The following is a 26,747-nucleotide window of genomic DNA, read 5'->3' on the forward strand; positions in this document are numbered from 1 at the left end:
CGTGACAGGACGGTGACCTCTCGGCGCGTCGCGGTCGGTGCGGGGGCGGCGGCGGTGGAGCTCAGGGCACGCGGTTGATCCAGGCCGGGTCGGCGAACTTCGTCCGGACCAGCTCCTCGGCGCGGTCCAGCTCGTCGGGACGCAGCGCGGAGTCCACGGTCCGGTGGTGTGCCTTGAAGTGCGCCTCGAACGCGTCGACGATCTCGTCGCGCGACATGCCGGTCTGCGAGCGCAGCGGGTCCACCCTCTTGTTGGCGCTGGTGGTGCCCTTGTCGGAGAGCTTCTCGCGGCCGATGCGCAGCACCTCGAGCATCTTCGCGTTGTCGATGTCGTACGCCATCGTCATGTGGTGCAGGACGGCGCCGCCGGCCAGGCGCTTCTGCGCCGAGCCCGCCAGCTTTCCCGCGGGCGACGCGACGTCGTTCATGCCGGAGAAGTACGCCTCGACGCCGACGTCGTGCAGCGCGCCCAGCACCCACGAGTCGAGGAATGCGTACGACTGCTCGAACGACAGGCCGTCGACGAGCGACGCCGGCACGACCAGCGAGAACGTCACGCAGTTGCCGGCCTCCATGAACATGGCGCCACCGCCGGAGATACGGCGCACCACCGTGACGTCGTGCTCGCGCACGCCCGCCGGGTCCACCTCGTTGCGCAGCGACTGGAACGACCCGATGAAGACGGCGCGCTCGTTCCAGTCCCAGAACCGCAGCGTGGGCCCGCGGCGGCCCTCGGCCAGCTCCTCCGTGAGCACCTGGTCCAGGGCGGCGAGCGTCGCCGGGGGCAGCGGGCCCGGGCGCAGCACCTCGAAGGTGTGGTCGTCCCACGTGGTGGCCAGCCCCAGCGCGCGGCGGACCGCGACCGCGACGGCCCAGGCGTCGAAGCCCACCATCGTCACGGCGCCGGCGACGCGACCGTCCTGCTCGGCGATGCGCAGCCCGTCGTCGACGGCGCGCGCGAGCTCGCTCGTCGACGTCTCGCGCGGCAGCCCGGCGAGGGCGGAGTCGATGACCTCGAGGGCGTCGTCCGGCTCGAGGAAGAAGTCGCCGCTGAGCCTGACGTCGGCGAGCAACCCGTCGCGCACGTCGAGGTCGACCGTCACGAGCTTGCCACCGGGAACCTTGTACTCACCATGCACGTCTCCACGGTAGCGGGGCCGGGACGCCTCGTGGGCGAGATTCTTTTTGTGAGGTGCCCAACCTGAGAAAATCGCTGCCACACTGGGTCCCGTGACCGGCCCGGACGTCTCCCTCGTGCCCGAGCACGTCGTCGCCGTGGACGTCGGCGGCAGCGGCGCCCGCCTCGTCGCCGTGCCCGCGCGCGGCACCGACGGCACCGACGGCGCTGCCGACCCCGGCGGCGCCCCGATCACGCTCACCGGCCGCCCGGTCCGCATCACCGCCTCCGGGAGCGACGCGGCCGACGTCGTCGCCGAGCTGGTGGACGCCCTCGCCGTACGGCAGCCGGGACTGCGCGTCGCCGCGGCGGCCGTGTCGGTCACCGGCCTCCCGTCGCTCGTCCCCGACCCCGGCGCGCTGCACGCGGTGCTGCAGGCCGCGGGCGCCCCCGCCACGGCGGTCGCCGCGGACGCGCTCGCCGCGCACCTCGGCGCCCTCGGCGGACGACCCGGCGCCGTCGCCGCGGTCGGCACGGGCGCCATCGTCCTCGCCACCGACCTGCGGCGCCGGTGGCACCGCGCGGACGGCTGGGGCCACCTGCTCGGCGACCTCGGCTCCGGGTCGTGGATCGGCGCGCACGGCCTGCGGGCCGCCGTCGCCACCCACGACGAGCGCCCCGGGCCCGCCTCCCCCACGCTGCTCGCCGCCGCGCTCGAGCGCTTCGGCCCGGTCGACGGCTGGCCCGCCGCGCTGTACGGGCGGCCCGACCGCGCGCACGTCCTCGCGTCCTTCACGCCGGCCGTCGCCGACGCCGCCGCCGCGGGCGACCTCGTCGCGAGCGGCATCCTGCACGACGCCGGGACCCACCTCGCGGAGAGCCTCGCCGCCGCGCTGCGCCCCGGGATCCCGCCGCTCGCGGCGGTCACGGGCGGCGTCCTGCAGATCGGCGCCCCCGTGACCACGCCCCTCAAGGCCCGCCTGTCCGCCCTGCGTCCCGACGTGCGGCTCGTCCCCGCCGACGGGAGCCCCCTCGACGGCGCGCTGCGCCTCGCCCGCTCCCTCGTCGACCCCCGCGACGGCGAGCTCGTGGAACCGCACGACACCTGGCTCACGGTCCGGGCCACCACCCACCCGTCTCCGGCGTCCGCCGGGAAGGAGATCCGCGCATGAACGGTGACGTCCTCGTCCGGCTCCGCCAGGCGCTGCCCACGCTGCGCCCCGCGGAGGCGCGGATCGCCGCGGTCGTGCTCGACGACCCCCCCGGCGTCGTCGGCGCCACCATCACCGAGCTCGCCGCCCGCGCGGGGACGTCGCAGGCGACGGTCGTCCGGTTCTGCCGCGCCGTCGGCTATGCCGGCTACCCCGAGTTCCGCATCGACCTCGCGCAGGCCACCAGCCGTCGCGCCGTCGAGCTGGAGCGCTCCGGCATCGCCGAGGGCGAGATCAACCGGACCGACACCGCCACCGACGTCGTGTCCAAGATCGCCTTCCACGAGGCACGGACGATCGAGGAGACGGCGCGCATGCTCGACCTCGACGCCCTGGAGCACGCCGTCGAGGCCGTGGCCTCCGCACCCCGCGTGGACGTCTACGGCGCCGGGTCGAGCGGCCTCACGGCGCAGGACCTCGGCCAGAAGCTCACCCGCATCGGCATCGCCTGCTTCGCGCCCGTGGACCTGCACGGCCAGCTCCAGTCCGCGGCGCTGCTGGGCGAGGGCTGCGTCGCCGTCGCGGTCTCGCACACGGGCACCACCGTGGAGACCGTGCAGGCGCTCACGCTGGCACGCGACGCGGGCGCCACCACCGTGGCCGTCACGAACTTCCCGGCCTCACCCCTGGCGGAGCTCGCCGACGTCGTCCTCGCGACGACGGCGCGCGAGACCCAGTTCCGTTCGGGCGCCATGTCGAGCCGCATCGCCCAGCTCGCCGTCGTCGACTTCCTCTTCGTGCGCGTGGCGCAGCGCCGCTACGACCGGACCACCGCCGCCCTCAAGGCGACGTACGAGGCCGTCCGGCCGCACCGCCTGACGAACGGCCGCCCGCCGCGGTAGCCCGGCTCAGCGCGGTTCCACACCCCCGTGCACGAGGCCGTACACGTACGCGTCGATGAGCGACTCCCACGCGGCCTCGATGACGTTCGGGCCCACGCCCACCGTCGACCACGAGTGCTGCCCGTCCGTGGTCTCGACCAGCACGCGCGTCGTGGCGTCGGTGCCCTGCTGCGCGTCGAGGATGCGCACCTTGAAGTCGATGAGCTCGAACTTCTCCATCTGCGGGTACACGCGCGTCAGCGCGCTGCGCAGCGCCTGGTCGAGCGCGTTCACGGGGCCGTTGCCCTCGCCGGTCGCGACCACGCGCTCGCCGCCCGCGTGCAGCTTCACCGTCGCCTCGGCGACCGCGTCGGCCTCCCGGCTCGACGCGTCGTGCCCGGGCCCGCCGGCGACGGTCTCGACGATGGTCCGCCAGCTCTCGACGCGGAAGTACGTCTGCCGGGTGCCGGTGAGCTCCTCGCGCAGCAGCAGTTCGAACGACGCGTCGGCGGCGTCGAAGGTGTAGCCCTGCGCCTCGGCGTCCTTGACCCGCGTCGTGACGCGGGTGAGCAGCTCGGCCTGGCCGCTGAGGTCGTAGCCCAGCTCGCGACCCTTGAGCTCGATCGACGCGCGCCCGGCCATGTCGGACACGAGCATGCGCATGTCGTTGCCCACGGCGGTGGGGTCGATGTGCTGGTACAGGTCCGGGTCGACCTTGATCGCGCTCGCGTGCAGGCCCGCCTTGTGGGCGAAGGCGCTCGCTCCCACGTAGGGCTGGCGCGCGTACGGGGAGATGTTGGTGATCTCGGCGACCGCGTGCGCGATGCGGGTCGCGTCCTCGAGCCCCTCGCCGGCGAGGGTGCGCAGGCCGTGCTTGAGCTCGAGGTTCGCGACGACGGTGACGAGGTCCACGTTGCCCGTGCGCTCGCCGTAGCCGTTGACCGTGCCCTGCACGTGCCACGCGCCGGCGGCCACCGCCGCGAGCGTGTTCGCGACGGCGCAGCCCGAGTCGTTGTGGGCGTGCATGCCGAGCAGCCGGTCCCCCGCGACGGCGTCGCGCCCGTGCGGCAGGCCCAGGGACTCGCGCACCTCGGTCACGACGTCGCTCACCCAGTGCGGCAGCATGCCGCCGTTCGTGTCGCACAGCGTGACCACCTCGGCGCCCGCCTCGAACGCCGCCTCCGCCGCCGCCCGGGACCACACCGGGTCGAACCGGTAGCCGTCGAAGAAGTGCTCGGCGTCCACCACGACGCGGCGGCCCTCGCCCACGAGGAACGCCACCGTGTCCGCGATCATCGCGAGGCCCTCGTCGGGGGTGGTGCGCAGCGCGCGCTCCACGTGCCGCACGTCCGACTTCGCCACCAGCGTCACGACCGGTGCCTCGGAGTCGAGCAGTGCCCGCACCTGCGGGTCGTCCCACGCGCGGGTGCCCGCCTTGCGGGTGGCTCCGAACGCCGCGAGCACGGCGTTCCTCAGCTCCAGCTCCTTCGCCGCCCGGCGGAAGAACTCGGTGTCCTTGGGCACGGCGCCCGGCCAGCCGCCCTCGATGAAGCCGACCCCCAGCTCGTCCAGCAGCGGCGCGATGGCCAGCTTGTCCGCCACGGAGAGGTTCATGCCCTCCTGCTGCGCGCCGTCGCGCAGGGTGGTGTCGTACACGTGGAACGGGGTGGCGGTCATGCGGGACTCCCCACGTCGAGAAGCTCTGGGCGTTCTGGTCAACAAAAAAGACCCCCCGGGGTACGGAAGGTCTGCGCGTCCGGCGGGTGTGCCGGACGCGCTACCGAATGATGAGCGAGCGACGCTGGTGCGCGAGGCGTGTCATGGGCCACATGGTGCCACACCCGCGCGCAGGCCGGACAGGCCGTCCACGGCGTGGCACGGGACGTCCCGCCCGTGCGACCGGACCCGGGGTGTGGTCGGCTGTCACCGTCACCGAGGTCAGGAGGCAGGACCGATGACCGACACGCGGCCCCCAGGCGGCCCGACGAACCCGGGCGACCCGACGGCGTGGACGCCCGGCATGACCCCGGGCGGGATCACGCCGCCCCCGTCCGTGGTGCCCACGGCGGAGCCCGCGGACACCTGGGACGCCCCGGCCGCGACGTCGCGCCGGCTGCTCGCGCTGGACCGCGGCCGCTACTGGTCCGGCGCCGCCGTCACCGTCGTGGTCTGCGCCGTCCTGGGGCTCGCGGCGTCGGTGGTCTTCGACAGCGCGTTCGACGTCGGGCTGCTCGGCCCGTCCCGCCTGGTGCCCGGCGCCCCCGGGCTGGCGTGGGCGCTGACCGGTGCCCTGTTCGCCCTGCTCGCGGCCGTGGTGCTCCAGGCGCTCGTGCGCGTCGTGCCGCGGCCGCGGATGTTCTTCGGCTGGCTGGTCGCGCTGGTCACCGTGATCCTCGCCGCCCTCGCGTTCACGGGCCCCGGCGACGCGGCCTCGGCGCTCGTGACCGCGCTCGTGTGGATCGTCATGGGCGTCGCCGTCTCGGCGATGCTCAACGGCGTGCTCGGCCGGACTCTCGTGCAGCCTCAGCCGCCCAGGTGACCTCGCGCTCCGGGGCGTCGACCGCGGCGAGATCGAGCAGCGAGGCGGCCTCCGCCTCCACCTCGGCCCGGTGGTGCGCCCACGCGTCTCCGGTGAACGGCTCGAGGTGCACGGTCGCCCGGCGGGCGTCGACGTCCAGGGTCCACGTGCCGGCCACCCGGCCGTCCACCCAGAGGGTGGGGAGCACGTCCGCGTTCCGCCGGTAGACGAGCCGCGCGTGCTCGGGGTCGACGATCCGTGACCGCTCGTCCAGCGCCACGAGCAGCTGGTCCCAGCGCGGCAGGAGCCGCACCGGCGCGGGCACGTCCCCGGGCACGACGTCGGCGTCGGCCAGGTCGACCAGCTCGCGGCCGTCGGGCGCGGCGTACGCCCGCAGCTCGAGGAGCGCGAGCGCCCGCTTCAGCGCCCCGACGCCGCGGATGCCGACACCGCGGGCGACGTCGCGGGCGGACGCCGGCCCGAAGGCCCGCAGGTACTTCTCGACGGCGCGGGCCCGCGCCTCGTCCGGGGCGGTCTCGGGCAGCGGGTGCGGCACGCGGTCGGCGAGCCAGCGCGCGCCGTCCTGGTAGCGCGCCGCGACGTGGGAGCCCCACAGCCCGCTCGGCGGCACGTGCACGAGCCCGCCGCCCGCGCTCGCGAGCCGCCACCACGCGCGGCTCACGCCGCCCGGGATCGCCGCGACGGCGTCGACCCCGGGGTACTGCTCGGCAGCGAACGCCTCCACCTCGTCCAGCGTGCGGGGCTCGGCGCAGAACGCGCGCACGGCGGCGTTGAGGCCCACGAGGTCGACGCCCGCCCGCCGGGCGCTCGCGCGCCACGCCGCCAGCCGTTGCTCCGCGGAGACGGCGTCGAGCAGCGGCCAGTCCGCGCTGGGCACCACGTGCAGCGTGGACCGCATGACGGTCGCCTTCACGACCTCGCCGTCGGTCAGGGCCTCCTCGAGCCCCCCGATCGTCTGCCCGGAGCGTCGCGCCCACAGCGCGATGTACGGCATGTCGGCGTGCTGCGCCTGCAGGCCGCCCACCCGCCCGACGACGGCGGGGACGTCGTCGCCGGAGCGGGTGAGCAGCTGCTGGCGCGCGAGCGTGGTCCGGTTGAGCGCGTCCGCCGTGATCGGGGTGGTGGGCATCGCGCGGGGGACCTCCCTGTCTGATCAGGCGAGCCGGCGCATCCAGCCGTGCCGGTCCGCGGCCCGACCGTACTGGATGTCGGTGAGCTCCTCGCGGATCGCCATGGTGAGCTCGCCCGGCTCGCCGCCCGAGACCTGCAGGTCGAACTCGTCGCCCGCGAGGCGGCCGACGGGGGTGATGACCGCCGCCGTGCCGCAGGCGAAGATCTCCCGCACGGTGCCGTCCCGGAGGCCGGCGACGACCTCGGCGAGCGGGATGCGCCGCTCCACGGCCTGGTGCCCGCGGTCCGTGGCGAGCTGCAGGATGGACGAGCGCGTGACGCCCTCGAGGAAGGTCCCGGTGAGCTCCGGGGTGTGCACCGAGCCGTCGGCCATGACGACGAAGACGTTCATGCCGCCCAGCTCCTCGAGCGACGTGTTCGTCACGGCGTCGAGGTAGCAGACCTGGTCGAAGCCCTTCTCCCCGGCGAGCCGCTGCGGCAGGAGGCTCGCCGCGTAGTTGCCGCCGTACTTCGCGTCGCCCGTCCCGCCGGGCCCGGAGCGGTGGTAGTGCTCGTCGATCCAGATCGACACCGGCTTGACGCCGCCCGCGAAGTACGGGCCGACGGGCGAGGCGATGACCAGGTACTCGGCCTCGTTCGTGGGACGCACCCCGAGGAACGCCTCCGACGCGAACGTGAAGGGCCGCAGGTAGAGGCTGAAGTCCTCGCCGGACGGCACCCAGTCGATGTCCGTGCGCACCAGCGCCGCGATCGAGCCGATGAAGTCGTCCACCGACAGCGCGGGCAGCGCCATGCGATGCGCCGAGCGCGCGAACCGGGCCGCGTTGGCGTCCGGGCGGAAGGTCCAGACGGAGCCGTCCGCGTGCCGGTACGCCTTCATCCCCTCGAAGATCTCCTGCGCGTAGTGCAGGACGGCGGTCGCGGGGTCGATCTGCAGCGGCCCGTACTTCTCGACGCGGCGGTCGAGCCACCCGTCGCCCTGGCGCCAGCTGACGCGCGCCATGTGGTCCGTGAACACGGTGCCGAACTTCGGGGACCGCAGCGCGGCCTCGCGCTCGGCGTCCGGGGTGGGTGAGTCCGTGGCGCGCACGTCGAACAGGGCGACGAGGTCCTCGAGCTCGGCGGGGAGGATGTCCGACCCGCCGGTGCTCGGCGTAGCGCTCGCTGCGGACGGAGAGGTGCTGGAAGTGGTCATGATCGGGGGCCTTTCACCGGGTGACCCCTGTAGTTTTCCACGACCGTGCACCTCGTGGGCACCGGCGTCGCTCCGACCACAGCGGTCACCCGGACTGAAGTGGATGTCGGGTGATCGACAGGGGGATGACGGCCGGGGCGGGCGGTGGCTCGGACGACACGTCCGACGGCGCGGCGCGGGTGGCGCCGCGCCGTCCGGATGACGACGGTGGGGTTGTCGTCAGCCGTTGACGCGTGCGGCGAGGTCGCGCCCGACCTCGGCCGTCGTGCGTACTCGGTCGCCGCGCTCGACGAGATCGGCCGCGACGGCCGCCTCCACGCGCTTGCTCTCCTCGGCGAGGCCGAGGTGGTCGAGCAGCAGCGAGACCGACAGGACCGTGGCGGTCGGGTCGGCCTTGCCCTGGCCCGCGATGTCCGGGGCCGAGCCGTGCACCGGCTCGAACATGGACGGCGCGGTGCGGTCGGGGTTGATGTTCGCCGACGCGGCGAGGCCGATGCCGCCGGTGATGGCGGCGGCCTGGTCCGTGAGGATGTCGCCGAACAGGTTGTCGGTGACGATCACGTCGAACCGCGACGGGTTCGTCGTGAGGAAGATCGTGGCGGCGTCCACGTGCAGGTAGTCCGTGGTGACGTCGGGGAAGTCGGCGTTGACGGCCTCGACGGTACGGCGCCACAGGTGCCCGGCGTGCACCAGCACGTTGTGCTTGTGCACCAGCGTGAGGTGCTTGCGCGGGCGGGCCTGGGCACGGGCGAAGGCGTCGCGCACGACGCGCTCCACGCCGAACGCGGTGTTGACCGACACCTCGGTCGCGATCTCGTGCGGGGTGCCGACGCGCAGCGCGCCGCCGTTGCCCACGTACGGGCCCTCGGTGCCCTCGCGCACGACGACGAAGTCGACGTCGCCGGGGTTGGCCAGCGGGCTGGTGACCCCGGGGTACAGCTTGCCGGGGCGCAGGTTCACGTAGTGGTCCAGCGAGAAGCGGAGCTTGAGCAGCAGGCCGCGCTCGAGCACGCCCGACGGCACGCTCGGGTCGCCGATGGCGCCCAGCAGGATCGCGTCGTGCTGCTTGATGGCCTCGAGGTCGGCGTCCGTGAGCGTCTCGCCGGTCGCGTGCCAGCGGCGCGCGCCCAGGTCGAACTCGGTGGTGGAGATCTTCACGTCCGAGCCGGCCACGGCCGCCTCGAGGACCGCCAGGCCCTGCTCCACGACTTCCGTGCCGATGCCGTCGCCGGCCACCACTGCCAGGTCGATGCTCCGCGTCATGGGCCGAGCCTAAGCCCCTCCGGTCATGATGCGGACACAGATCTCACGCTTCGGACAGCCAAGCTCGTGACCTCGCAGGTCAGCGGGACGTGCATCAGGCGCGGTAGAGCACCTTGAACCGCTCGCAGACCACGGGCATCGACGGGTCGAACTCCCGGCCGATCTGCGGAAGCGTGCGGCGCCAGTAGCGCTCGTGCCCGGCACGCCAGTCGGCCAGGGTGCGGTCGCCCTCGCCCTCGGCGGCGGCGTGCTCGGCGGTCACCTCCTCGAACGGGACGGTCTCGACCTGCGTGGTCCGGATGAGGAGGCGCGGCTCGCCCGCGCCGTCGAGCACGATCGACAGGTCGCCCTTGCGCGGCAGCGGCTCGTCGGCGGCCTCGTACTCCCAGACGGCGGCTGCGGTGCCGGTCTTCACTCCGTCGAGCACCAGCCCGAGCAGCTCGTCCGCCAACTCGGACGAGTCGCCGAACGACCAGGCGGGCGGCGGCACCACGTTCTCCGACCGCTCCCCCACCGCGCCGCCGTGGCTGGTGCGGCCGGCGCTCGGGCGCGCGACGTCCCAGAACTGCGTGATGAGGTCGGCCTGCTCGGAGTCCAGCCCGGGGGTCACGTCGTCGGTCATGGGTCCATCCTGCCAGGATGCCCGGCATGGACACCCGCGTCGCCGCCTACGCCCTCGTCCTCGAGGGCGACAAGATCCTGCTCCCCCACTGGTCCGGCGACGCCGGATCGGGCTGGACGATGCCCGGGGGCGGCATCGATCCCGGCGAGCACCCCGAGGACGCGGCCGTCCGCGAGCTGCGGGAGGAGACGGGGTACCACGTCGAGCTCGACGGCCTGCTCGGCGTCGACAGCATCGTGATCCCGCCCGAGGGCCGCGGCGTCGTCGACGGCACCGACCACGCGGTGGCGCTGCAGGGCATCCGCATCGTCTACCGCGCGCACGTCGTCGGCGGCGAGCTCACCAAGGAGGCCGACGGCACCACCGACGACGTCGCGTGGCACAGGCTGTCCGACGTGGACGCGCTCGACCGCGTGGAGCTCGTCGACGTCGTCCGGGCGTGGGCGGGACTGCTCGGCTGACCGGCCGAACTACCTCGGCGGTCCGGGTACTACCTCGCCGGCTTCGGTACTACCTCGGCGGGACCCGTCCTACCTCGGCATGGTCGGGACGCACGTGCGGCCGCCGCCCCCGGGTGGGGGACGACGGCCGCGCGCGTCGCTGCTGACGGTGTGGGTCAGCGAGCGGCGCTGCCCTCCGTGTAGTCGGAGTCAGCGGGCTTGATCCACGAGAACATCTTCCGGAGCTCACGCCCGGTGGTCTCGATCGGGTGCGCCTCGCCCTTCTCGCGCAGCGCGGTGAACTCGGGCGCGCCCGCGTCCTGGTCCGCGATGAAGCGCTCGGCGAAGGCGCCGTTCTGGATGTCCGCGAGGACGGCCTTCATGTTCTCCTTGACGCGCGGGTCGATGACGCGCGGGCCGGAGACGTAGTCGCCGTACTCGGCCGTGTCGGAGACCGACCAGCGCTGCTTGGCGATGCCGCCCTCGACCATGAGGTCGACGATCAGCTTCAGCTCGTGCAGCACCTCGAAGTACGCGACCTCGGGCTGGTAGCCCGCCTCGGTCAGCGTCTCGAAGCCGTACTGGACCAGCTGCGAGGCGCCGCCGCACAGCACGGCCTGCTCGCCGAACAGGTCGGTCTCGGTCTCCTCGGTGAAGGTGGTCTTGATGCCGCCGGCACGCAGGCCGCCGATGCCCTTCGCGTAGGACAGGGCGAGCTCCCAGGCGGAGCCCGACGCGTCCTGCTCGACGGCGACGATCACGGGCACGCCGCGGCCGTCGACGTACTCGCGGCGCACGAGGTGGCCCGGGCCCTTGGGGGCGACCATGAGCACGTCGTGGCCGGCCTCGGGCTTGATGTAGCCGAAACGGATGTTGAAGCCGTGCCCGAAGACGAGCGCCGCGCCCTCGTTGAGGTTCGGGGCGATCTCGTCGCGGTACACGTGCCGCTGCACCTGGTCCGGCGCGAGGATGACGACGACGTCCGCCTCCTTGACGGCGTCGGCGACGGTGAGCACGCGCAGGCCCTCGTCCTCGGCCTTCTTCGCGGAGCCGGAGCCCTCGCGCAGGCCGACGCGGACGTCGACGCCCGAGTCGCGCAGGTTCAGCGCGTGCGCGTGGCCCTGGCTCCCGTAGCCGATGACCGCGACCTTGCGCTGCTGGATGATGGACAGGTCGGCGTCGTCGTCGTAGAACAGCTCAGCCACGGTGATGCTCCTCGGTTCTCGGTACTGCGTTCGTCACTACAGGTCGGTATGTGGTCACCCGCGGGGGTGACGGTACGCGAACGGCGTCAGGCCGTGCGCACGCGCTCCAGCGCTCGGTCGGTGATGGACCGCGAGCCGCGGCCCACGGCGAGCGTGCCGGACTTCACGATCTCGCGGACGCCGTACGGCTCGAGCGCGCCGAGCAGCGCGGAGAGCTTGGCGGCGGTGCCGGTCGCCTCGATGACGACCGTGTCGGGGACGACGTCCACGACGTGGGCGCGGAAGAGGTCGACGACCTCGAGCACTCCCGCGCGGGTGGCCTGGTCGGCCCGCACCTTGACGAGCAGGAGCTCGCGCTGCACGGACGACTCGGGGTCGAGCTCGACGATCTTGATGACGTTGATCAGCTTGTTGAGCTGCTTCGTCACGTGCTCGAGCGGGTGCTCCTCGACGTCGACCACCACGGTGATGCGCGAGATCTCCTCGTGCTCCGTGGGCCCGACGGCCAGGGAGTGGATGTTGAACGCGCGGCGCGCGAACAGCGCGGTGACGCGGGTGAGGACGCCGGGCTTGTTCTCGACCAGCACGGACAGGGTGTGACGCGACATGGGTCTCAGTCCTCTCGGTCCCACGCCGGCGAGATGCCGCGCGCGTACTGGATGTCGTCGTTCGGCACGCCGGCGGCGACCATCGGCCACACCATGGCGTCGCGCGAGACCTGGAAGTCGATGACCACGGGGCGGTCGTCGATCTCCTGCGCCCGCTTGATCGCGGCGTCGACCTCGTCCTCGCGCTCCACGCGGATGCCCTCGCAGCCGTACGCGTCCGCCAGCTTCACGAAGTCCGGGATGCGCCGGGTCCCGTGCCCGGTGTGCAGGTCGGTGTTGGAGTAGCGCTCGTCGTAGAAGAGCGTCTGCCACTGCCGCACCATGCCGAGCGAGCTGTTGTTGATCAGCGCCACCTTGATCGGGATGTCGTTGATCGCACAGGTCGCGAGCTCCTGGTTGGTCATCTGGAAGCAGCCGTCGCCGTCGATGGCCCACACCTCGCGGTCGGGCTCACCGACCTTGGCGCCCATCGCGGCGGGGACCGCGAAGCCCATGGTGCCGAGGCCCGCGGAGTTCAGCCAGGTCCGGGGGCGCTCGTAGCGGATGAACTGCGCCGCCCACATCTGGTGCTGCCCCACGCCCGCGGCGTAGATCGCGTCCGGGCCGGCCAGCTCGCCCAGGCGGGAGATCACGTGCTGCGGCGACAGGTGGCCGTCGTCCGTGGGCGAGTAGCCCAGCGGGTACGTCTCGCGCCAGGTGTCGAGCTGGTGCCACCAGGCCGCCAGGTCGGGCCTGCCCACCTTGGCGTGCTCGGCCTCGAGGGCCGGCACCAGGTCGGCGATCACCTCGCGCAGGTCGCCGACGATCGGCACGTCCACCGGGCGGTTCTTGCCGATCTCCGCGGGGTCGATGTCGGCGTGCACGACGGCGGCGCTCGGGGCGAAGCTCGACAGCCGGCCGGTGACGCGGTCGTCGAAGCGGGCGCCGAGGGCCACCACCAGGTCGGCCTTCTGCAGCGCGGCCACGGCCGGGACGGTGCCGTGCATGCCGGGCATGCCCAGGTGCTGCGGGTGGCTGTCCGGGACGGCGCCGCGGGCGGTGAGCGTCGTGACGACGGCCGCGCCCGAGGTGTCGACCAGCCGGCGCAGCGCCTCCGACGCGCCGGAGCGGATGACACCGCCGCCCACGTACAGCACCGGGCGGCGGGCGGTGGCGAGCAGCTTCGCGGCCTCGCGGATCTGCTTGGCGTGCGGCTTCGTCACGGGGTGGTACCCGGGCAGCGACAGCTCCTGCGGCCAGGAGAACTCGGTGGTGGCCTGCATGGCGGACTTCGCGATGTCGACCAGCACCGGGCCGGGCCGGCCCGTCGACGCGATGTGGAACGCCTCCGCGATCGTGCGCGGGATCTCCGCCGGGTCGGTGACCAGGTAGGAGTGCTTGGTGATCGGCATCGTGATGCCGACGATGTCGGCCTCCTGGAACCCGTCGGTGCCGATCAGGGACTGCGCCACCTGGCCGGTGATCGCGACCAGCGGGACGGAGTCCATGTGCGCGTCGGCGATAGGCGTCACGAGGTTGGTCGCGCCCGGGCCCGAGGTCGCCATCGTCACGCCGACCTTGCCGGTGGCGTGGGCGTAGCCCTGGGCCGCGTGCCCGCCGCCCTGCTCGTGCCGCACCAGCACGTGGCGGATCTGCTTCGAGTCCATGAGCGGGTCGTAGAGCGGGAGGATCGCGCCGCCCGGGATGCCGAAGACGTTCTCGACGCCGACCGACTCGAGCGAGCGGACGATCGACTCGGCGCCGGTGACCTCCTCACCGGACACGGTTCGGCCGGCGGCACCGTCAGCACTGCGCGACGCGGTGCGGGCGGCCACCTGGGCGGGGGTCGGGTTCGGCTGGACCATCGGTCTCTCCTGCCGGTCGGTCTTGCGGGCGAAGGGTCTGGCGAGGGGTGTCGCTGCAATGAAAAACCCCCCGGTCCCGGGATGACGGGACTGACGAGGGGTGAGCGCGCTGACGAAGCCTGGTGCGTGGGCCTAGTCGGCGCGCCCGGGAAGAAGTACTACGAGGATCGTCTGCACGGATCGAACGTTACGCCCGCGTCTCCTCGATGTCACGTCGTGAGCCCGGTGTCCCATCATGCGGACAGCATGGGGGTCACCGGGCTCACGACCTGCGCCGCGACGGCGTCGGTCAGCTCGCGTCGCGACGCCGGAACACGAGCACCGCGAGCAGGGTGACGACGACGGCGAGCGCCGCCACCGTCAGCCCGCCCTGCGCGGTGGTCACGACGTGGTCCACCGGGACGCACTCGAACACGCCGTCGGCGCTCGGCGTGCACCGCTCCGTCTGGAACACGAGCCCGCCCTGCAGCCAGGCCGAGAGCGCCGTCGTCGGGAGCCAGCGCTGCAGCTCGCCGAACGAGTAGCCGAAGACCAGGCAGGCCCAGGCGACCACGCCGACCAGGCCGACCGCGGCGGCGGCGTGCTTGAACAGGGTGCCGAGCGCCACGCCGAGCGCGGCGAGCACCGCCCCGGCCGCGACGAGGCGCCCGGTGAACGCGGCGACCTCGAGCCAGACGGCGCCGGTGAGCTCGCCGAGCGTGCCGTACGAGGCGTACACCGCGTACGACGCGCCGACGAGCAGCGCGAACCCGACCAGCACCACCGGGACCGTGCCGACCGCGGCGGCCACCGCCTTCGACCAGTACACCCGCTGCCGGCGCGGCTCGAACGTGAGCCACATCCCCAGCGACCCGCTGTTGATCTCGGCGGTCACGAAGCTCACCCCGACCACCAGCACGACGAGGAGCAGCAGCACCGCGAGGTCGTCCAGCGACGCCAGGCCCGACCACCCGTTCCACACCGAGCCCTGGATGTCCGCCACGGCGGCCCGGGTCGCGTCGTCCTGCGCGTTGACCTCGGACTCTCCGAACAGCATCTCGCCCTGGGCCGCGTCGGGGACGAACGTCTGCGTCGGCGGCAGGTACCAGTCCAGGCGGGGGGCCATCTGGTCGCAGCCCCACTCCTGCGGGGTGGCGCCCTCGGCCTCGGCCCCGGCCTCGCAGTCGGCGACCTGCTGCTCCCCGTCCTTCTCCCACTGCTCCTGGTCGGCGGCGAACATCTCCTGCGCGTTCGCGACGTCCTGGTCGCTCGGCGGGGGCGCCGACAGGTACGTCGCCGCTCCGCTGAGGACGACCAGCGCGAGAACTCCGACGCACGCCCACCGCGTCACCTGGCGGGCCCACAGCCGGCGCAGCTCGACCCGCAGCAGGCGGCTCATGCGTCCACCTCCGTCGTCGTCCCGGTGCCGGCCCCGGTGCTCGCCGCCGTCGTCGCCGGGCCGCGGTCGCCGCCGCCGGGGACCTCCCCGGCCGTGAGGCCGAGGAACACCGACTCGAGGTCGGCCTGGAGCGGGGTGAGCTCGCGCACCCACACGCCACGCTCGCCGAGGGCGCGGTTCACTGCCGCGGGGTCGGCGGCGCCGTCGACGAGGAGCGCGTCGTGCTCCCGCCGCACGAGCAGCCCGCCGGTCTCGAGCACGCTGGTCGCGATGGTCAGGTCGGCCGGCGCGACGCGCAGCCTGACCGACCCGGTCGCGGAGCCGGCACCGATGAGGTCGGCCACCCGCCCCGCGGCGACGAGGCGGCCGCGGGCCACGATCGAGACCGTGTCGGCGATCTGCTCGACCTCGGCCAGGATGTGGCTGGACACCAGCACCGTCTTGCCCTGGTCGGCGAGGCCGCGCATGGTCTGCCGGATCTCCCGGATGCCCGCGGGGTCGAGGCCGTTCGTCGGCTCGTCGAAGATGAGCAGGTCGGGGTCCTTGAGCAGGGTCGCCGCGATCGCGAGCCGCTGCTTCATGCCGAGCGAGTAGCCCTTGTACCTGTCCTTGGCCCGCCCGGTGAGCCCGACCTCGTCGATGACGGCGTCCACCCGGCCCGCGGGCGCGCCGATCGCGTCCGCGAGCAGGCGCAGGTTGCGGCGGGCGCTGAAGGCCGGGAAGAACTTGGGGCTCTCGACGATGGCGCCGACCCGGCCCACCACCTCGGGCAGCCGCTTCGGCACCTCGTGCCCGAAGATCGTCGCGGTGCCCCGGTCGGGCCGGACCAGGCCCAGGAGCATGCGGATCGTCGTCGTCTTCCCCGACCCGTTGGGCCCCAGGAAGCCGTGGACACCGCCCACGGGCACCTGCAGGTCGAGGCCCTCGACCCCGACCGACCTCCCTCGCACGCTCCGGTACGTCTTGCGGAGCCCTCGCGTCTCGATCGCGAGCTCTCCACCACCCCGGGCACCGTCCAGCACGGCCACCGCCACCTCCTCGTGGCCGCGGCGCGGCCGGTCGGTCGCGCCCGTCGGACGACGGCGCTGCCAGGGAGGATAGAGCAGCCTTGACGTGGGCGAAAGGTCCCCGCTACCCGAGTTTGACCCGGCCGCGACGGTTCACCCGGCCGACTCGCCCGCCCAGCGTTCGGCACGCCCCGGGATCACGGCGATGTCGACCTCGTTGCCCTCGGGGTCGGCGACCGTGCGCCAGAACGGCGCCTCCGCGTCGCGCACGACCGTGCCGCCGGCGGCGACCGCGGCTGCCACGCGCGCGTCGGCGACGTCGGCGGGGACGAACACGTCCACGTGGACGCGGTTGCGCTGCACGCGCGGTTCGGCCATCGGCTGCAGGAACACCGAAGGGCCGCGCAGCAGCGGGTCGTACAGGTCCGTCGACCCGCGCTCGAGGTACCCGAGCGCCGCGGCCCAGAACCGGCGCACCGCGTCGACGTCGAGCGCGTCGAACGTGAGCTGGACGTCGCGCAGGACGGCGGGCTCGGCGCGCAGCCCGAGGTCGCGCGCGGCGGCCTGCGCCCGCTGCGCCACCCCGAGCCGGGCGGGGCCGATCCAGCCGTCCTCGGGCGGCCCGACCCGCAGGGTCACGCCGGAGTACCGCAGGTCGGCGAACAGCGGCACGCCGGCCTCGTCCGCCGCGCGCGCCGCCCGGGCGACCAGCTCGACGCCCGCGTCGAAGCCGCCCGTCGCGTAGTACGCGCTGGCGCCCTGGAGCACCCGCCAGTCTTCCACGCCGCCGGCCGCCCGGAACTCCGCGGGCGTGAGCAGGCCGTCGGGCAGGTCCTCCTCGAAACCCTCCCAGGCGATGACGTCCGCCTCGTTCCCCTCGGCGTCCGCGAGCGTCCACCACTGCGGCACGAACTCCTCGGTCGTGACGCGCCCGCCCGCCGCGAGCGCCGCGTCGACGCGCGATTGCCGCACGTCGTGGGGCACGAAGACGTCGAGATGCAGCCGGTTGCGCAGGGGCCGCGGCTCGTCCATGGCCTGGAACCAGAGGCCCGGCCACCGCCCGTGCGGGTCGTGGAGGTCCTCGCCGGAGCGGCTGTGCCCCAGGACCACGCCCCAGAACGGCATGACCTGCTCGCGGTCGGCGGCGTCGACGGTCAGCTCGACCTCCTGGACGGCCGCCGGGTCGGCGGCGAGGCCGAGGTCCGCCGCCGCGGCCGAGACCTCCCGGGCCAGGGCGACGTCGCGCTCGCTCAGGCCGTCGACGTCGTGGGACTGCACGCGCACGACGACGCCGTCGGGCCGCAGGTCGACGTCCGGGTGGTGGTTCGCGGCGCCCGCGAGCACGCCCACGCGCTCGAGGAGGACGGCGCCCTGCCCGGGTGCCTGCGTGCGGAAGAGGGTGCTCGCGCCCCGGGCGAGGGCGCGCCAGTCGCCGGTGCCCGCGGCGGACTCGAACCCGGCCGCCGTGATCTCGTCGGGCATGGCCCTCCCCCGTCCTTCGGTGTCCCGGATCCCGCCTGGTCCACCCTGCCGCGCCGCCGCACGTCTCGCGCGGCGACGGACGGCACCGGGGCAGCACCGGGGCAGCCCCGTCAGGCGTGGCGTGCCGGTGACCAGCAGCGCGCCGTCGCGCCGACGCCGTTCCAGGCGACCACCGTGACGACGAGGACGAGCACCGCGGCGGCCGCCTCCTCCCCGACCTCGGCCACGAGGCCCTCGACCACGGCGGCGGGGACCTCAGCCGCCGAGACGCGGACGACCGCCTCGGCCAGCTCGAGGGCGGCGCGCTCCGCCGCGGTGAAGAAGCCCGACTCGCGCCACACCGGCAGGGCCAGCAGGCGCTGGGTGTCGACGCCGACGTCGGAGGCGGCCCGGGAGTGCACGTCGACGCAGTACGCGCAGCCGTTGAGCTGGGACGCGCGCAGGCGGACGAGCTCGCGCAGGGCGGGGTCCACGCCGGCCCGCTCGGCGTCGGCCGCGGCCGCCTCGTCGAGGCGGCCCATCGCCGCGGAGAACTCGGGTGCCAGGCGGTCCACGTCGAGGCGGCGCGGGACGCGGACGAAGGACGGGCGGGAGTCGGTGCCGGCGGTCGTGCGGGTCGTCGTCGTGGGGGTGGGTGTCGTGTCGGTGGTCATGTCTCGACGCTACGGGCGAGTGGCCCAGCGCTACAGTGCAATCCGATGGCAGATTCTTGGTCCATTTCGCCCACCGCGACCTCCGGTCTCGACCTCCACCTCGCGCTCGGGACGCCGCGGCCCGGCCGCGGCCTCGAGGACGCGCTGCGGGACGCCGTGACGAGCGGCCGGCTCGCGCCGCGCACGCGCCTGCCGTCGACGCGGGCGCTCGCGGCCGACCTCGGCGTCGCGCGCGGCACGGTCGCTGCGGTGTACGCGCAGCTCGCCGCGGAGGGGTGGCTCGACTCGCGGGTCGGCGCCGGCACGTGGGTCGCGGCCCCCGTGGGGGCCACGCCCGCGGTCGCGCCGCCTCCCGCCGCGGAGCCCGATCTCCTCGACCTGCGCGCCGGGATCCCCGACGCGTCCGCGTTCCCCCGTGCCGCGTGGGCCGCGAGCGCCCGCCGCGCGGCGACCGAGGCCGCGACGGCGCACCTCGGGTACGGGGACCCGCTCGGCGACGCGGAGCTGCGGCACGCCCTCGCCGCGTACCTGGCCCGGGTGCGCGGCGTGCGGACCGAGCCGGGTGCCGTGGTCGTGACGCACGGGTTCGGCGAGCTCCTCGCGCTGGTGTGCCGGGCCCTCGCCGCCCGCGGGGCGCGCCGCGTCGCCGTCGAGCGCTACGGGCACGCCGCGCACCGCGAGGTCGTCGCGGCCGCCGGGCTCGACGTCGTCCCGGTCGCGGTGGACGGCGACGGCCTGGACGTCGCCGCGCTCGCCGAGCTGTCCGGGATCGACGCCGTGCTGGTCACCGCCGCGCACCAGTTCCCGACGGGCGTGGCGCTCGCCCCGGACCGGCGCCGCAGCCTCGTCGCGTGGGCGGCGCGCACCGGCGCGATCGTCGTCGAGGACGACTACGACGGGGAGTTCCGCTACGACCGGCGGGCCGTCGGCGCCGTGCAGGCGCTGGCCCCGGACCACGTCGTCTACGCGGGCACCGCCAGCAAGGCGCTCGCCCCCGGGGTCGGGCTGGCCTGGGGCGCGGTGCCCCCGGCGCTGGTGGCGGACCTCGCGCACCAGCGCCGGCTGTCGGGCGTGCGGCCCGACCGCCTCGCCCAGCTCACGCTGGCGCGCTTCCTCGACGACCACGGCTACGACCAGACGGTGCGCAGCCGCCGCGCCGTGTACCGCGCCCGGCGACGGCGCCTGCAGGAGGTGGTCGACGCGCGGATGCCGGGGTGCCGGCTCGTCGGCATGGACGCGGGCCTGCACGGCCTCCTGGAACTGCCCGCCGGCGTCCCGGAGCGTGCGGTCGTCCGGGCCGCGGCGACGCGCGGCCTGCGGCTCGCGGGCCTCGCGGAGCTCGACGCGGCGGGCGGCGGGCGGGGGGACGGACCGCAGCACGTCGTCGTAGGGTTCGGCGCCCCGCCCGGGCACCGCTACGAGGCGGCACTCGACGCGCTGGTGGCCGCAGTGGACAATGCGGTGACCGGCGGCGTCAGTGCCGCGACGTCTCGACCGGCAGCTCCAGCTCGGCGGCGGCGTCGCTGATCCGCCGGGCCAGGTCCACGTCCCGCGTCGTCAGGCCGCCGGCGTCGTGGGACGAGGTGCGGACCAGGACGGTGCCGTACCGCAGGTCCACGTCGGGGTGGTGGTTCACCGCGTCGGCGATCTCCGCGATCGCGTCCACGAACCGCGCCCCGGCGGCAAAGGACCCGGTGCGGAACACGGCCCAGGCGGAGCCCTCGTCCGCGTGCCAGTCGCCGACGCCGTCGGAGCGGGCGAACTGTCGCGGCGTGATCGAGTCGGTCATGCGCCCAGCATGGCCCGACCGAGCACCGTTCGCCCGGTGTCAGCCGGCGGGCAGGGGGTCGTCGTCGAACGCCGGGAGGCCGTCGATGCTCGTGCGGTTCTTCTGCCGGCGGTAGTCGGCCTGCCCTTCGGCGCCCTTGCGGTCCATGAATGGCGGCAGCAGGTCGCGCTCCCCCGCGTAGTCGAGCAGGGGCACGCCGTACCCGCAGGAGTCGGACACCCGCTCGACGTCGACCACGATCACCGCGCGGGCCCCACGGCGCTCGGTGAACCGCGGCTCCCACGCCGCGTACTCCTCGTCGTACAGCGTCACGACGCGCCCCCGGCCGTGCAGCCGGACGATGTTCGGCGGCCCGTCGAAGGCGCAGAACATGAGGGTGACCCGGCCGTTCTCGCGCAGGTGCGCGATGGTCTCCGCGCCCGACGCCGTGAGGTCGAGGTAGGCCACGGTGTGGTCGTCGACCACGACGAACGACCCGTCGACCCCCTTGGGCGAGACGTTGACGTGCCCGTCCCCGGCGAGCGGGGCGGTGGCGACGAAGAAGACGTGCTGGGACTCGACGAAGCTCCGCAGGCGGCCGTCGATACGCTCGTGCACCTTCCCCATGGGCGCCATCTTGCCGCCCGGCCCGCTCCCCGGTCGACGGACGCCCGGGTGGTGGGCGCTCAGCCCAGCACGGCGCCCTTGGAGGCGGACTGCACCAGCTTCGTGTACTTGGCGAGCACGCCGCGGGTGTAGCCGTGCGGCACGGGGGCCCAGTCCGCCGTCCGGCGCGCGGCGAGCTCGGCGTCGTCGACCAGCAGGTCGAGCGTCTTGCTCGCGACGTCGAGGCGGATGCGGTCGCCGTCGCGCACGAACGCGATGGGCCCGGCGTCGACGGCCTCGGGCGCGATGTGCCCGACGCACAGCCCGGTGGTGCCGCCGGAGAACCGGCCGTCGGTGATGAGCAGCACGTCCTTGCCCAGGCCCGCGCCCTTGATCGCACCGGTGATGGCGAGCATCTCGCGCATCCCCGGCCCGCCCTTGGGGCCCTCGTACCGGATGACGACGACGTCCCCCGCCGTGATCGTGCCGTCCTCCAGCGCGTCCAGGGCGCCGCGCTCGCGCTCGAAGACGCGGGCGGTGCCCTCGAAGACGTCGGAGTCGAAGCCCGCCGACTTCACCACCGCGCCCTCGGGCGCCAGCGACCCGTGCAGGATCGTGATGCCGCCCGTGGGGTGGATGGGCCGGTCGAGTGCCCGCAGGATCTTCCCGTCCGGGTCGGGCGGGGCGATGTCCGCGAGGTTCTCGGCGACCGTCCGCCCGGTGACGGTGAGCTGGTCGCCGTGCAGCAGCCCGGCGTCGAGCAGCGCCTTCATCACCACGGGGACGCCGCCGATGCGGTCGACGTCGTTCATCACGTACCGGCCGAACGGCTTGAGGTCGCCGAGGTGCGGCACGCGGTCGGCGACGCGGGAGAAGTCGTCGAGGGTGAGCTCCACCTCGGCCTCGTGCGCGATGGCGAGCAGGTGCAGCACCGCGTTGGTGGAGCCGCCGAACGCCATCACCACGGAGATCGCGTTCTCGAAGGCCTCCTTGGTGAGGATCTGGCGCGCGGTGATGCCGCGCCGCAGCAGCTCCACGACCGCCTCGCCGGACGCGTGCGCGAAGGCGTCGCGGCGGCGGTCGGCGGACGGCGGCGCGGCCGACCCGGGCAGCGACATGCCCAGCGCCTCCGCCGCCGACGCCATCGTGTTCGCGGTGTACATGCCGCCGCACGCGCCCTCGCCCGGGCAGATCGCCCGCTCGATGCGGCCGACGTCCTCCTCGCTCATCAGACCCCGCGCGCAGGCCCCGACGGCCTCGAACGCGTCGATGATCGTGACGTCCTTCTCGGTGCCGTCGGACAGCTTCACCCAGCCGGGCATGATCGACCCGGCGTAGAGGAACACGCTCGCGAGGTCGAGGCGCGCGGCGGCCATGAGCATCCCCGGGAGCGACTTGTCGCACCCGGCGAGCAGCACGGAGCCGTCGAGCCGCTCGGCCTGCATGACCGTCTCCACGGAGTCGGCGATGACGTCGCGGGAGACGAGCGAGAAGTGCATCCCCTCGTGCCCCATGGAGATGCCGTCGGAGACGGAGATGGTGCCGAACTCGAGCGGGTACCCGCCGCCCGCGTGCACGCCGTGCTTCACCGCCTGCGACAGCCGGTCGAGCGACAGGTTGCAGGGCGTGATCTCGTTCCACGAGCTCGCGACGCCGATCTGCGGCTTCGCGAAGTCGTCGTCGCCCAGGCCGACGGCGCGCAGCATGCCGCGCGCGGCGGTGGCCTCCAGGCCGTCGGTGACCTGGCGGGAACGGGGCTTCAGATCAGGGGCGAGGTCCGGGTTGGCTGGGGCGTCGGCGCTCATGCCCCGAGCGTAGGGACGACGCCGCGCACGTGCGCGGCGGCCGCGCCGGCGAACGCGGCGCGCAGGGCGGCGAACCGGGCGACGCCCGCCGTCCCGGGCCAGTCGGGGGGCAGGACGGCGGCCGGCAGCCCCGGGTCGGCGTACGGCAGCGGGCGCCAGTCGTCGACGGCGCGCACCCACCGGGCGAACGCCTCGTCCGGTGCGCGGGCGGCCGTCTCCGCGTCCCCGTCCGGGTCCGGGTGCGCCGCGAGGAAGCCGCGGTGCCGCGCGGCGAGGCCGTCGAGGTCCCACCAGCGGGCGACGGCGTCCGCGAGGGACCCGGCGACGCGCGGCGTCCCCGCGACGAACACGGTCGCGGCGTCGCGCAGCCCCAGCCCGTCGAGGACGCCCTCGACCTCGTCGGCGAGGTGGCCGGGGCAGATCCACAGCCCGGTCGCGACCGTGCCGCAGCCGATGCCGGCCAGGTGCCGCCGCAGCTGGTGACGGGCGTCGCGGCGTTCCTCGGGGATGGAGAACGACACCAGGCACCACGGGTCGTCGTCGCCCTGCTGCCGGTAGCCGAAGATCCGCCGGTCGCCGCGCTCGAGCATCGCGGCCGCGCCCGCCGCGAGCCGGTACCCGGCCCGGCCGCCGACGTCCTCGGCCTCGAGCAGGCCCTTGCCCTTGGCCCGCGACACGGCCGAGCGCGCGGCCCCCGGCCCGACGCCGGCCGCGCCGAGCAGCGCGACGAGGTCGCCGGCCGCCAGCCGGCCGCCGAGGCCGCGGGCGTACAGGCCGACGACCGTCCGCAGCAGCGACGTCGCGCTCCCGGGCCGGGCGTCGAGGTCGTCGAGGATCACGCGGCCCCGTGCTCCGGCCCCTGGTGCCCCGTCACCTCGACCAGCGCGTCCCGCACCGCCTCGACGCCGACGCGCACCTCGTCGAACGACGTCGACAGCGGCGAGAGGCCCAGGCGCAGGCCGTTCGGGCGGCGGAAGTCGGGGATCACACCCCGCTCCCACAGCAGGGGCAGGGTGTCGGCGAACGCGTCGTGGTCGACGGTGACGTGGCTCCCCCGTCGGTCGTCGTCCCGCGGCGAGGCGACGCGCACGCCGAGCGGCACCAGCAGGTCGTCCACCAGCTCGAGCGCGAACCGCGTGAGCGCCACGGACTTCGCGCGCACGGCGTCGAGCCCCGCCTCGGCGACCAGGTCGAGCATGTCCTGCATCGCGAGCATCCCGACGATGGCGGGGGTGCCCGACAGGAACCGCCGCACCCCGGAGTGCGGCGCGTAGGCGGGGCCCATCTCGAACGGCCGGTCGCTGCCCATCCACCCCTGGATCGGCTGGACGAGCTCCCCCTGGAGGTCGGCGCGCACGTAGCCGAACGCGGGCGACCCCGGTCCCCCGTTGAGGTACTTGTAGGTGCAGCCGGCGGCGAGGTCCGCGCCCCACGCGTCGAGGTCGACGGGCACCGCCCCGGCGGAGTGGCACAGGTCCCACAGCACCAGGGCGCCGGCGTCGTGCGCGCGCCGCGTGATCTCCGCGGCGTCGCTCACGTACCCGGAGCGGTACGCGACGTGGCTCAGCACGACGAGCGCCGTCCGGTCGGACAGGAGCGCGGACACCTGCTCGGGCGTGACCCCGCCGTCGTGGTCCGGCGCGATCCAGCGCAGCGTGGCGCCGTGCTCGCGCGCCACGCCCTCGAGCACGAAGCGGTCGGTCGGGAAGTTGCCCGAGTCGAGGACGATCTCGTCGCGCCCGGCCACCCGCGGGGAGGACAGGGCCGCCCGCACGAGCTTGTAGAGGATGACGGTCGTCGAGTCCCCGACGAACGTCTGCCCCGGCGCCGCGCCCAGCGCGACCTCGCCGACCCGGTCGCCGAGGCGCAGCGGCAGCTCGTACCACTCCTCGTCCCAGCCGCGGATCAGCCGGGCGCCCCAGGCGTCGGTCGCGAAGCGGGCCAGGCGCTCCGCCGACGCCCGCGTGGGCCGGCCCAGCGAGTTGCCGTCCAGGTAGGCCGTCACCTCGTCCGAGTCGACGAACGCCGACCGGAACCGGGCCAGCGGGTCGGCGGCGTCCAGCGCGGCGGCGCGGTCGCGGCGGGTGGGGGCGTCGGTGATCATGCGGATCCTCCGGAGGGAGTCTCGGTCGGCGGGACGAAGTCGGGGTCGCCGAGGTCGGTCACGGCGAGGACCGTGGCGCGGGCGAGCCAGGCGGCGTGGACGGCGCCGGGGTCGGCCGGGGCCGGCGCCGGGCCCGGCACGAACGACACGAGGCCGGCGGGCGGCTCGTCGCCGACGAGCGCGACCAGCAGCGACCGCCGTCCGAGACCGGCGGCCGCGAGCGCCGCCAGCTCCCTGCCGTTCAGCCCCACCGGCAGCGGGCCGTTGCCGAGGTCGGTGCCGTACCGGACGCGTCCGCCCGCGGCGACGAAGCGGCGCACGTTGTCGAGCGCGACCTCGAGCTCGGGCGTCGGGTCGCCCCAGCCGTGGATGTCGAGCGTGCTGAGCCACGTCGTGCCCCGCGCGGCCATGGCCACGAGCAGGTCGTCGTCGAGGCGCTCGCTGAACGGGGCGTGCGCCAGCCGGTCGACGCCGGCCGCGGACGCGCGGGCCGCCTGGCCGCCGCCCTCGGCGTGCGCGACGACGGCGCGGCCCCGAGCGTGGGCCCGCGCCACGACGGCGGCGAGCGTGGCGTCGTCGGGCGTCGGCCCGGCGTCGGCGTGCAGCGCGACCTTGACGAACGACGCCCCGGCCGCGAGCTGGCGGTCCACGGCGGCGACGGCGGACGCCGGGTCGGCGACCTCCTCGACCCAGGACGCGGGGGCCCACGGCCGGTCGCTCGGGTACCCGCCGGGCGCGGTGAGGAACGCGCCCGCGTACGCGACGCGCGGGAGGGCGGGGTCGCCGGCCAGGGCCGCGACGTCGGCCGGGGTGCCGCCCAGGTCGTGCACCGCCGCGACGCCGCGGGCCCGGAGCGGCACGGGGTCCACGAGGCCGAGGTGCACGTGCGCGTCGGTGAACGGCGGCAGCAGCGTGCCGGACTCCCCCAGCCGGCGCCGCACCTCCGGCGGGACGCCGGCGGGGAGGACGACCGGGGCGACGCCCGGGGGCACCGCCAGCGCACCGGTCATGACCGGCCCGTCGTCGAGCTCGGTCCCGCGGTCGCGCCGAGCTCCGTGCGCACGGCGAAGAGCTCGGGGAAGAAGGTGAGGTCGAGCGCGCGCTGCAGGAAGCCGACGCCGCTGGAGCCGCCGGTGCCGCGCTTGGTGCCGATGATGCGCAGCACGGTCTTCATGTGGCGGAAGCGCCAGAGCTGGAAGTTGTCCTCGAGGTCGACGAGCTCCTCGCACGTCTCGTACGCCGACCAGTCCGACTCCGGGTCCGTGTAGATGCGGCGGAACACCTCGACGAGGTCGTCGTCGAGCGTGTGGGCGGTCGTGACGTCGCGGTCGAGCACCCGCCGCGGCACGTCGTGGCCGTGCCGCGCGAGGTAGCGCAGGAACTCGTCGTACACGCTCGGCTCGGCGAGCAGCCGCGCGAGCTCCGCGCGCGCCGCGGGCTCGGCGTCGAACACCGCGAGCATCCGCGCGTTCTTGTTGCCGAGCAGGAACTCCACGGCGCGGTACTGCCAGGACTGGAAGCCCGACGCGTTCCCGAGGAAGCCGCGGAACTGGGCGTACTCGCTGGGCGTGAGCGTCGCCAGGACGGACCACTGCTCGGTGAGCGTGCGCTGCACGTGCTTGACGCGGGCGATGCGCTTGAGCGCCGCGCCGAGCTCGTCGGCCGCGAGCAGGTCGCGCGCGGAGACGAGCTCGTGCAGCACCAGCTTGAGCCACAGCTCGGTGGTCTGGTGCTGCACGATGAACAGCATCTCGTCGTGGTGCGCCGGAACGCTGATCGGCTCCTGCGCCGCGAGCAGCGTGTCCAGGTGCAGGTACGAGCCGTACGTCATCCGCTCCCGCAGGTCGGTGACGATCTCCGGCTCGAGCTCGCGCTCGTTCGTCTCGGCGCGCGCGACGGCGGGCCCGGGCTGGTCGACCATGCCCCGGAGCTTATGTCACGAACGTGAC

General features: G+C 74.6%; 25 protein-coding genes. 5 read left to right on the forward strand and 20 right to left on the reverse strand.

Going from position 1 to position 26,747, the window contains the following annotated elements; genetic code table 11:
- Positions 1-61: 61 nt before the first annotated feature.
- Positions 62-1,138 (reverse strand): lipoate--protein ligase family protein, encoded by a 1,077-nt coding sequence (locus tag ACFQ8T_RS07140; protein ID WP_430545852.1) that lies wholly within the window; start codon positions 1,136-1,138, stop codon positions 62-64.
- A 91-nt stretch (positions 1,139-1,229) separates the two neighbouring features.
- Between ACFQ8T_RS07140 and ACFQ8T_RS07145 the strand changes: the two genes are divergently transcribed.
- Entirely contained in the window at positions 1,230-2,288 is a 1,059-nt protein-coding gene (locus ACFQ8T_RS07145; protein ID WP_430545853.1) for a BadF/BadG/BcrA/BcrD ATPase family protein, read from the forward strand.
- On the forward strand, positions 2,285-3,169 hold the full coding sequence (locus tag ACFQ8T_RS07150; RefSeq protein WP_429763844.1) for a MurR/RpiR family transcriptional regulator: 885 nt from the start codon (positions 2,285-2,287) through the stop codon (positions 3,167-3,169). The genes ACFQ8T_RS07145 and ACFQ8T_RS07150 overlap by 4 nt, the downstream gene beginning before the upstream one ends.
- Before the next feature lie 6 nt (positions 3,170-3,175).
- Here the strand turns inward: ACFQ8T_RS07150 and cimA are convergent, their stop codons facing one another.
- Positions 3,176-4,825 (reverse strand): citramalate synthase, encoded by a 1,650-nt coding sequence (gene cimA, locus ACFQ8T_RS07155; RefSeq protein ID WP_430545854.1) that lies wholly within the window; start codon positions 4,823-4,825, stop codon positions 3,176-3,178.
- Between the two features lie 277 nt (positions 4,826-5,102).
- Here cimA and ACFQ8T_RS07160 point away from each other — a divergent pair, with 277 nt between their 5' ends.
- Positions 5,103-5,687, forward strand: a complete 585-nt coding sequence (locus ACFQ8T_RS07160; RefSeq protein ID WP_430545855.1) for a hypothetical protein — start codon at positions 5,103-5,105, stop codon at positions 5,685-5,687.
- Here ACFQ8T_RS07160 and ACFQ8T_RS07165 read toward each other — a convergent pair.
- From ACFQ8T_RS07165 to ACFQ8T_RS07180, 4 genes are all read right to left on the reverse strand, one after another.
- A complete protein-coding gene (locus tag ACFQ8T_RS07165; protein ID WP_430545856.1) occupies positions 5,638-6,816 on the reverse strand; it encodes a winged helix DNA-binding domain-containing protein in 1,179 nt (392 codons plus the stop codon). The two genes, ACFQ8T_RS07160 and ACFQ8T_RS07165, sit on opposite strands and share 50 nt — an antisense overlap.
- 24 nt (positions 6,817-6,840) lie before the next feature.
- Positions 6,841-8,013: a branched-chain amino acid aminotransferase gene (locus ACFQ8T_RS07170; protein ID WP_430545857.1), complete on the reverse strand. Its 1,173-nt coding sequence runs from the start codon at positions 8,011-8,013 to the stop codon at positions 6,841-6,843.
- Between the two features lie 219 nt (positions 8,014-8,232).
- Positions 8,233-9,276 carry a 3-isopropylmalate dehydrogenase gene (locus ACFQ8T_RS07175; protein ID WP_429763839.1) on the reverse strand — a complete coding sequence of 348 codons (1,044 nt, stop codon included), beginning with the start codon at positions 9,274-9,276 and terminating at the stop codon, positions 8,233-8,235.
- A gap of 94 nt (positions 9,277-9,370) precedes the next feature.
- Positions 9,371-9,898, reverse strand: a complete 528-nt coding sequence (locus ACFQ8T_RS07180) for an ASCH domain-containing protein (protein ID WP_430545858.1) — start codon at positions 9,896-9,898, stop codon at positions 9,371-9,373.
- 26 nt (positions 9,899-9,924) lie between these two features.
- Here ACFQ8T_RS07180 and ACFQ8T_RS07185 point away from each other — a divergent pair, with 26 nt between their 5' ends.
- A complete protein-coding gene (locus ACFQ8T_RS07185; RefSeq protein WP_430545859.1) occupies positions 9,925-10,359 on the forward strand; it encodes an NUDIX hydrolase in 435 nt (144 codons plus the stop codon).
- 155 nt (positions 10,360-10,514) lie between these two features.
- Here the strand turns inward: ACFQ8T_RS07185 and ilvC are convergent, their stop codons facing one another.
- The 7 genes from ilvC to ACFQ8T_RS07220 form a co-directional block, all read right to left on the reverse strand.
- On the reverse strand, positions 10,515-11,543 hold the full coding sequence (ilvC, locus tag ACFQ8T_RS07190) for a ketol-acid reductoisomerase (RefSeq protein ID WP_429763836.1): 1,029 nt from the start codon (positions 11,541-11,543) through the stop codon (positions 10,515-10,517).
- Between the two features lie 86 nt (positions 11,544-11,629).
- The gene (gene ilvN, locus ACFQ8T_RS07195; protein ID WP_429763835.1) at positions 11,630-12,151 is read right to left on the reverse strand and encodes an acetolactate synthase small subunit; all 522 of its coding nucleotides are present in this window, start codon (positions 12,149-12,151) and stop codon (positions 11,630-11,632) included.
- Between the two features lie 5 nt (positions 12,152-12,156).
- The gene (locus ACFQ8T_RS07200) at positions 12,157-13,995 is read right to left on the reverse strand and encodes an acetolactate synthase large subunit (protein ID WP_430545860.1); all 1,839 of its coding nucleotides are present in this window, start codon (positions 13,993-13,995) and stop codon (positions 12,157-12,159) included.
- 289 nt (positions 13,996-14,284) lie between these two features.
- Positions 14,285-15,373: an ABC transporter permease subunit gene (locus tag ACFQ8T_RS07205; RefSeq protein WP_430545861.1), complete on the reverse strand. Its 1,089-nt coding sequence runs from the start codon at positions 15,371-15,373 to the stop codon at positions 14,285-14,287.
- Complete coding sequence (locus tag ACFQ8T_RS07210) at positions 15,370-16,401, reverse strand: ABC transporter ATP-binding protein (protein WP_430545862.1); 1,032 nt, start codon at positions 16,399-16,401, stop codon at positions 15,370-15,372. Before ACFQ8T_RS07210 ends, ACFQ8T_RS07205 begins: the two co-directional genes overlap by 4 nt.
- A gap of 132 nt (positions 16,402-16,533) precedes the next feature.
- Positions 16,534-17,862 carry a VOC family protein gene (locus ACFQ8T_RS07215; RefSeq protein ID WP_430545863.1) on the reverse strand — a complete coding sequence of 443 codons (1,329 nt, stop codon included), beginning with the start codon at positions 17,860-17,862 and terminating at the stop codon, positions 16,534-16,536.
- A 110-nt stretch (positions 17,863-17,972) separates the two neighbouring features.
- Positions 17,973-18,515 (reverse strand): carboxymuconolactone decarboxylase family protein, encoded by a 543-nt coding sequence (locus ACFQ8T_RS07220; RefSeq protein ID WP_430545864.1) that lies wholly within the window; start codon positions 18,513-18,515, stop codon positions 17,973-17,975.
- Between the two features lie 45 nt (positions 18,516-18,560).
- On the opposite strand from ACFQ8T_RS07220, the gene ACFQ8T_RS07225 reads away from it, so the two are divergent.
- A complete protein-coding gene (locus tag ACFQ8T_RS07225) occupies positions 18,561-20,042 on the forward strand; it encodes a PLP-dependent aminotransferase family protein (protein ID WP_430545865.1) in 1,482 nt (493 codons plus the stop codon).
- On the opposite strand, the gene ACFQ8T_RS07230 is transcribed toward ACFQ8T_RS07225, so the two are convergent.
- The 7 genes from ACFQ8T_RS07230 to ACFQ8T_RS07260 are packed head-to-tail and all read right to left on the reverse strand — an operon-like array spanning position 19,990 to position 26,719.
- Positions 19,990-20,304: a 4a-hydroxytetrahydrobiopterin dehydratase gene (locus ACFQ8T_RS07230; protein WP_430545866.1), complete on the reverse strand. Its 315-nt coding sequence runs from the start codon at positions 20,302-20,304 to the stop codon at positions 19,990-19,992. The genes ACFQ8T_RS07225 and ACFQ8T_RS07230 overlap by 53 nt on opposite strands.
- 39 nt (positions 20,305-20,343) lie before the next feature.
- Positions 20,344-20,910 carry a pyridoxamine 5'-phosphate oxidase family protein gene (locus ACFQ8T_RS07235; RefSeq protein ID WP_430545867.1) on the reverse strand — a complete coding sequence of 189 codons (567 nt, stop codon included), beginning with the start codon at positions 20,908-20,910 and terminating at the stop codon, positions 20,344-20,346.
- A 59-nt stretch (positions 20,911-20,969) separates the two neighbouring features.
- Positions 20,970-22,694 (reverse strand): dihydroxy-acid dehydratase, encoded by a 1,725-nt coding sequence (gene ilvD, locus ACFQ8T_RS07240; RefSeq protein ID WP_430545868.1) that lies wholly within the window; start codon positions 22,692-22,694, stop codon positions 20,970-20,972.
- Positions 22,691-23,533 (reverse strand): PaaX family transcriptional regulator C-terminal domain-containing protein, encoded by an 843-nt coding sequence (locus ACFQ8T_RS07245; protein WP_430545869.1) that lies wholly within the window; start codon positions 23,531-23,533, stop codon positions 22,691-22,693. The genes ilvD and ACFQ8T_RS07245 overlap by 4 nt, the downstream gene beginning before the upstream one ends.
- Positions 23,530-24,798: a kynureninase gene (locus ACFQ8T_RS07250; protein WP_430545870.1), complete on the reverse strand. Its 1,269-nt coding sequence runs from the start codon at positions 24,796-24,798 to the stop codon at positions 23,530-23,532. Before ACFQ8T_RS07250 ends, ACFQ8T_RS07245 begins: the two co-directional genes overlap by 4 nt.
- Positions 24,795-25,808: a hypothetical protein gene (locus tag ACFQ8T_RS07255; RefSeq protein WP_430545871.1), complete on the reverse strand. Its 1,014-nt coding sequence runs from the start codon at positions 25,806-25,808 to the stop codon at positions 24,795-24,797. Before ACFQ8T_RS07255 ends, ACFQ8T_RS07250 begins: the two co-directional genes overlap by 4 nt.
- Entirely contained in the window at positions 25,805-26,719 is a 915-nt protein-coding gene (locus ACFQ8T_RS07260) for a tryptophan 2,3-dioxygenase (RefSeq protein WP_430545872.1), read from the reverse strand. Before ACFQ8T_RS07260 ends, ACFQ8T_RS07255 begins: the two co-directional genes overlap by 4 nt.
- Positions 26,720-26,747: the final 28 nt, after the last annotated feature.

It is taken from the genome of Isoptericola sp. NPDC056618 (genome assembly GCF_042792715.1).
GTDB classification, from domain to species: Bacteria; Actinomycetota; Actinomycetes; order Actinomycetales; family Cellulomonadaceae; genus Isoptericola; species Isoptericola nanjingensis.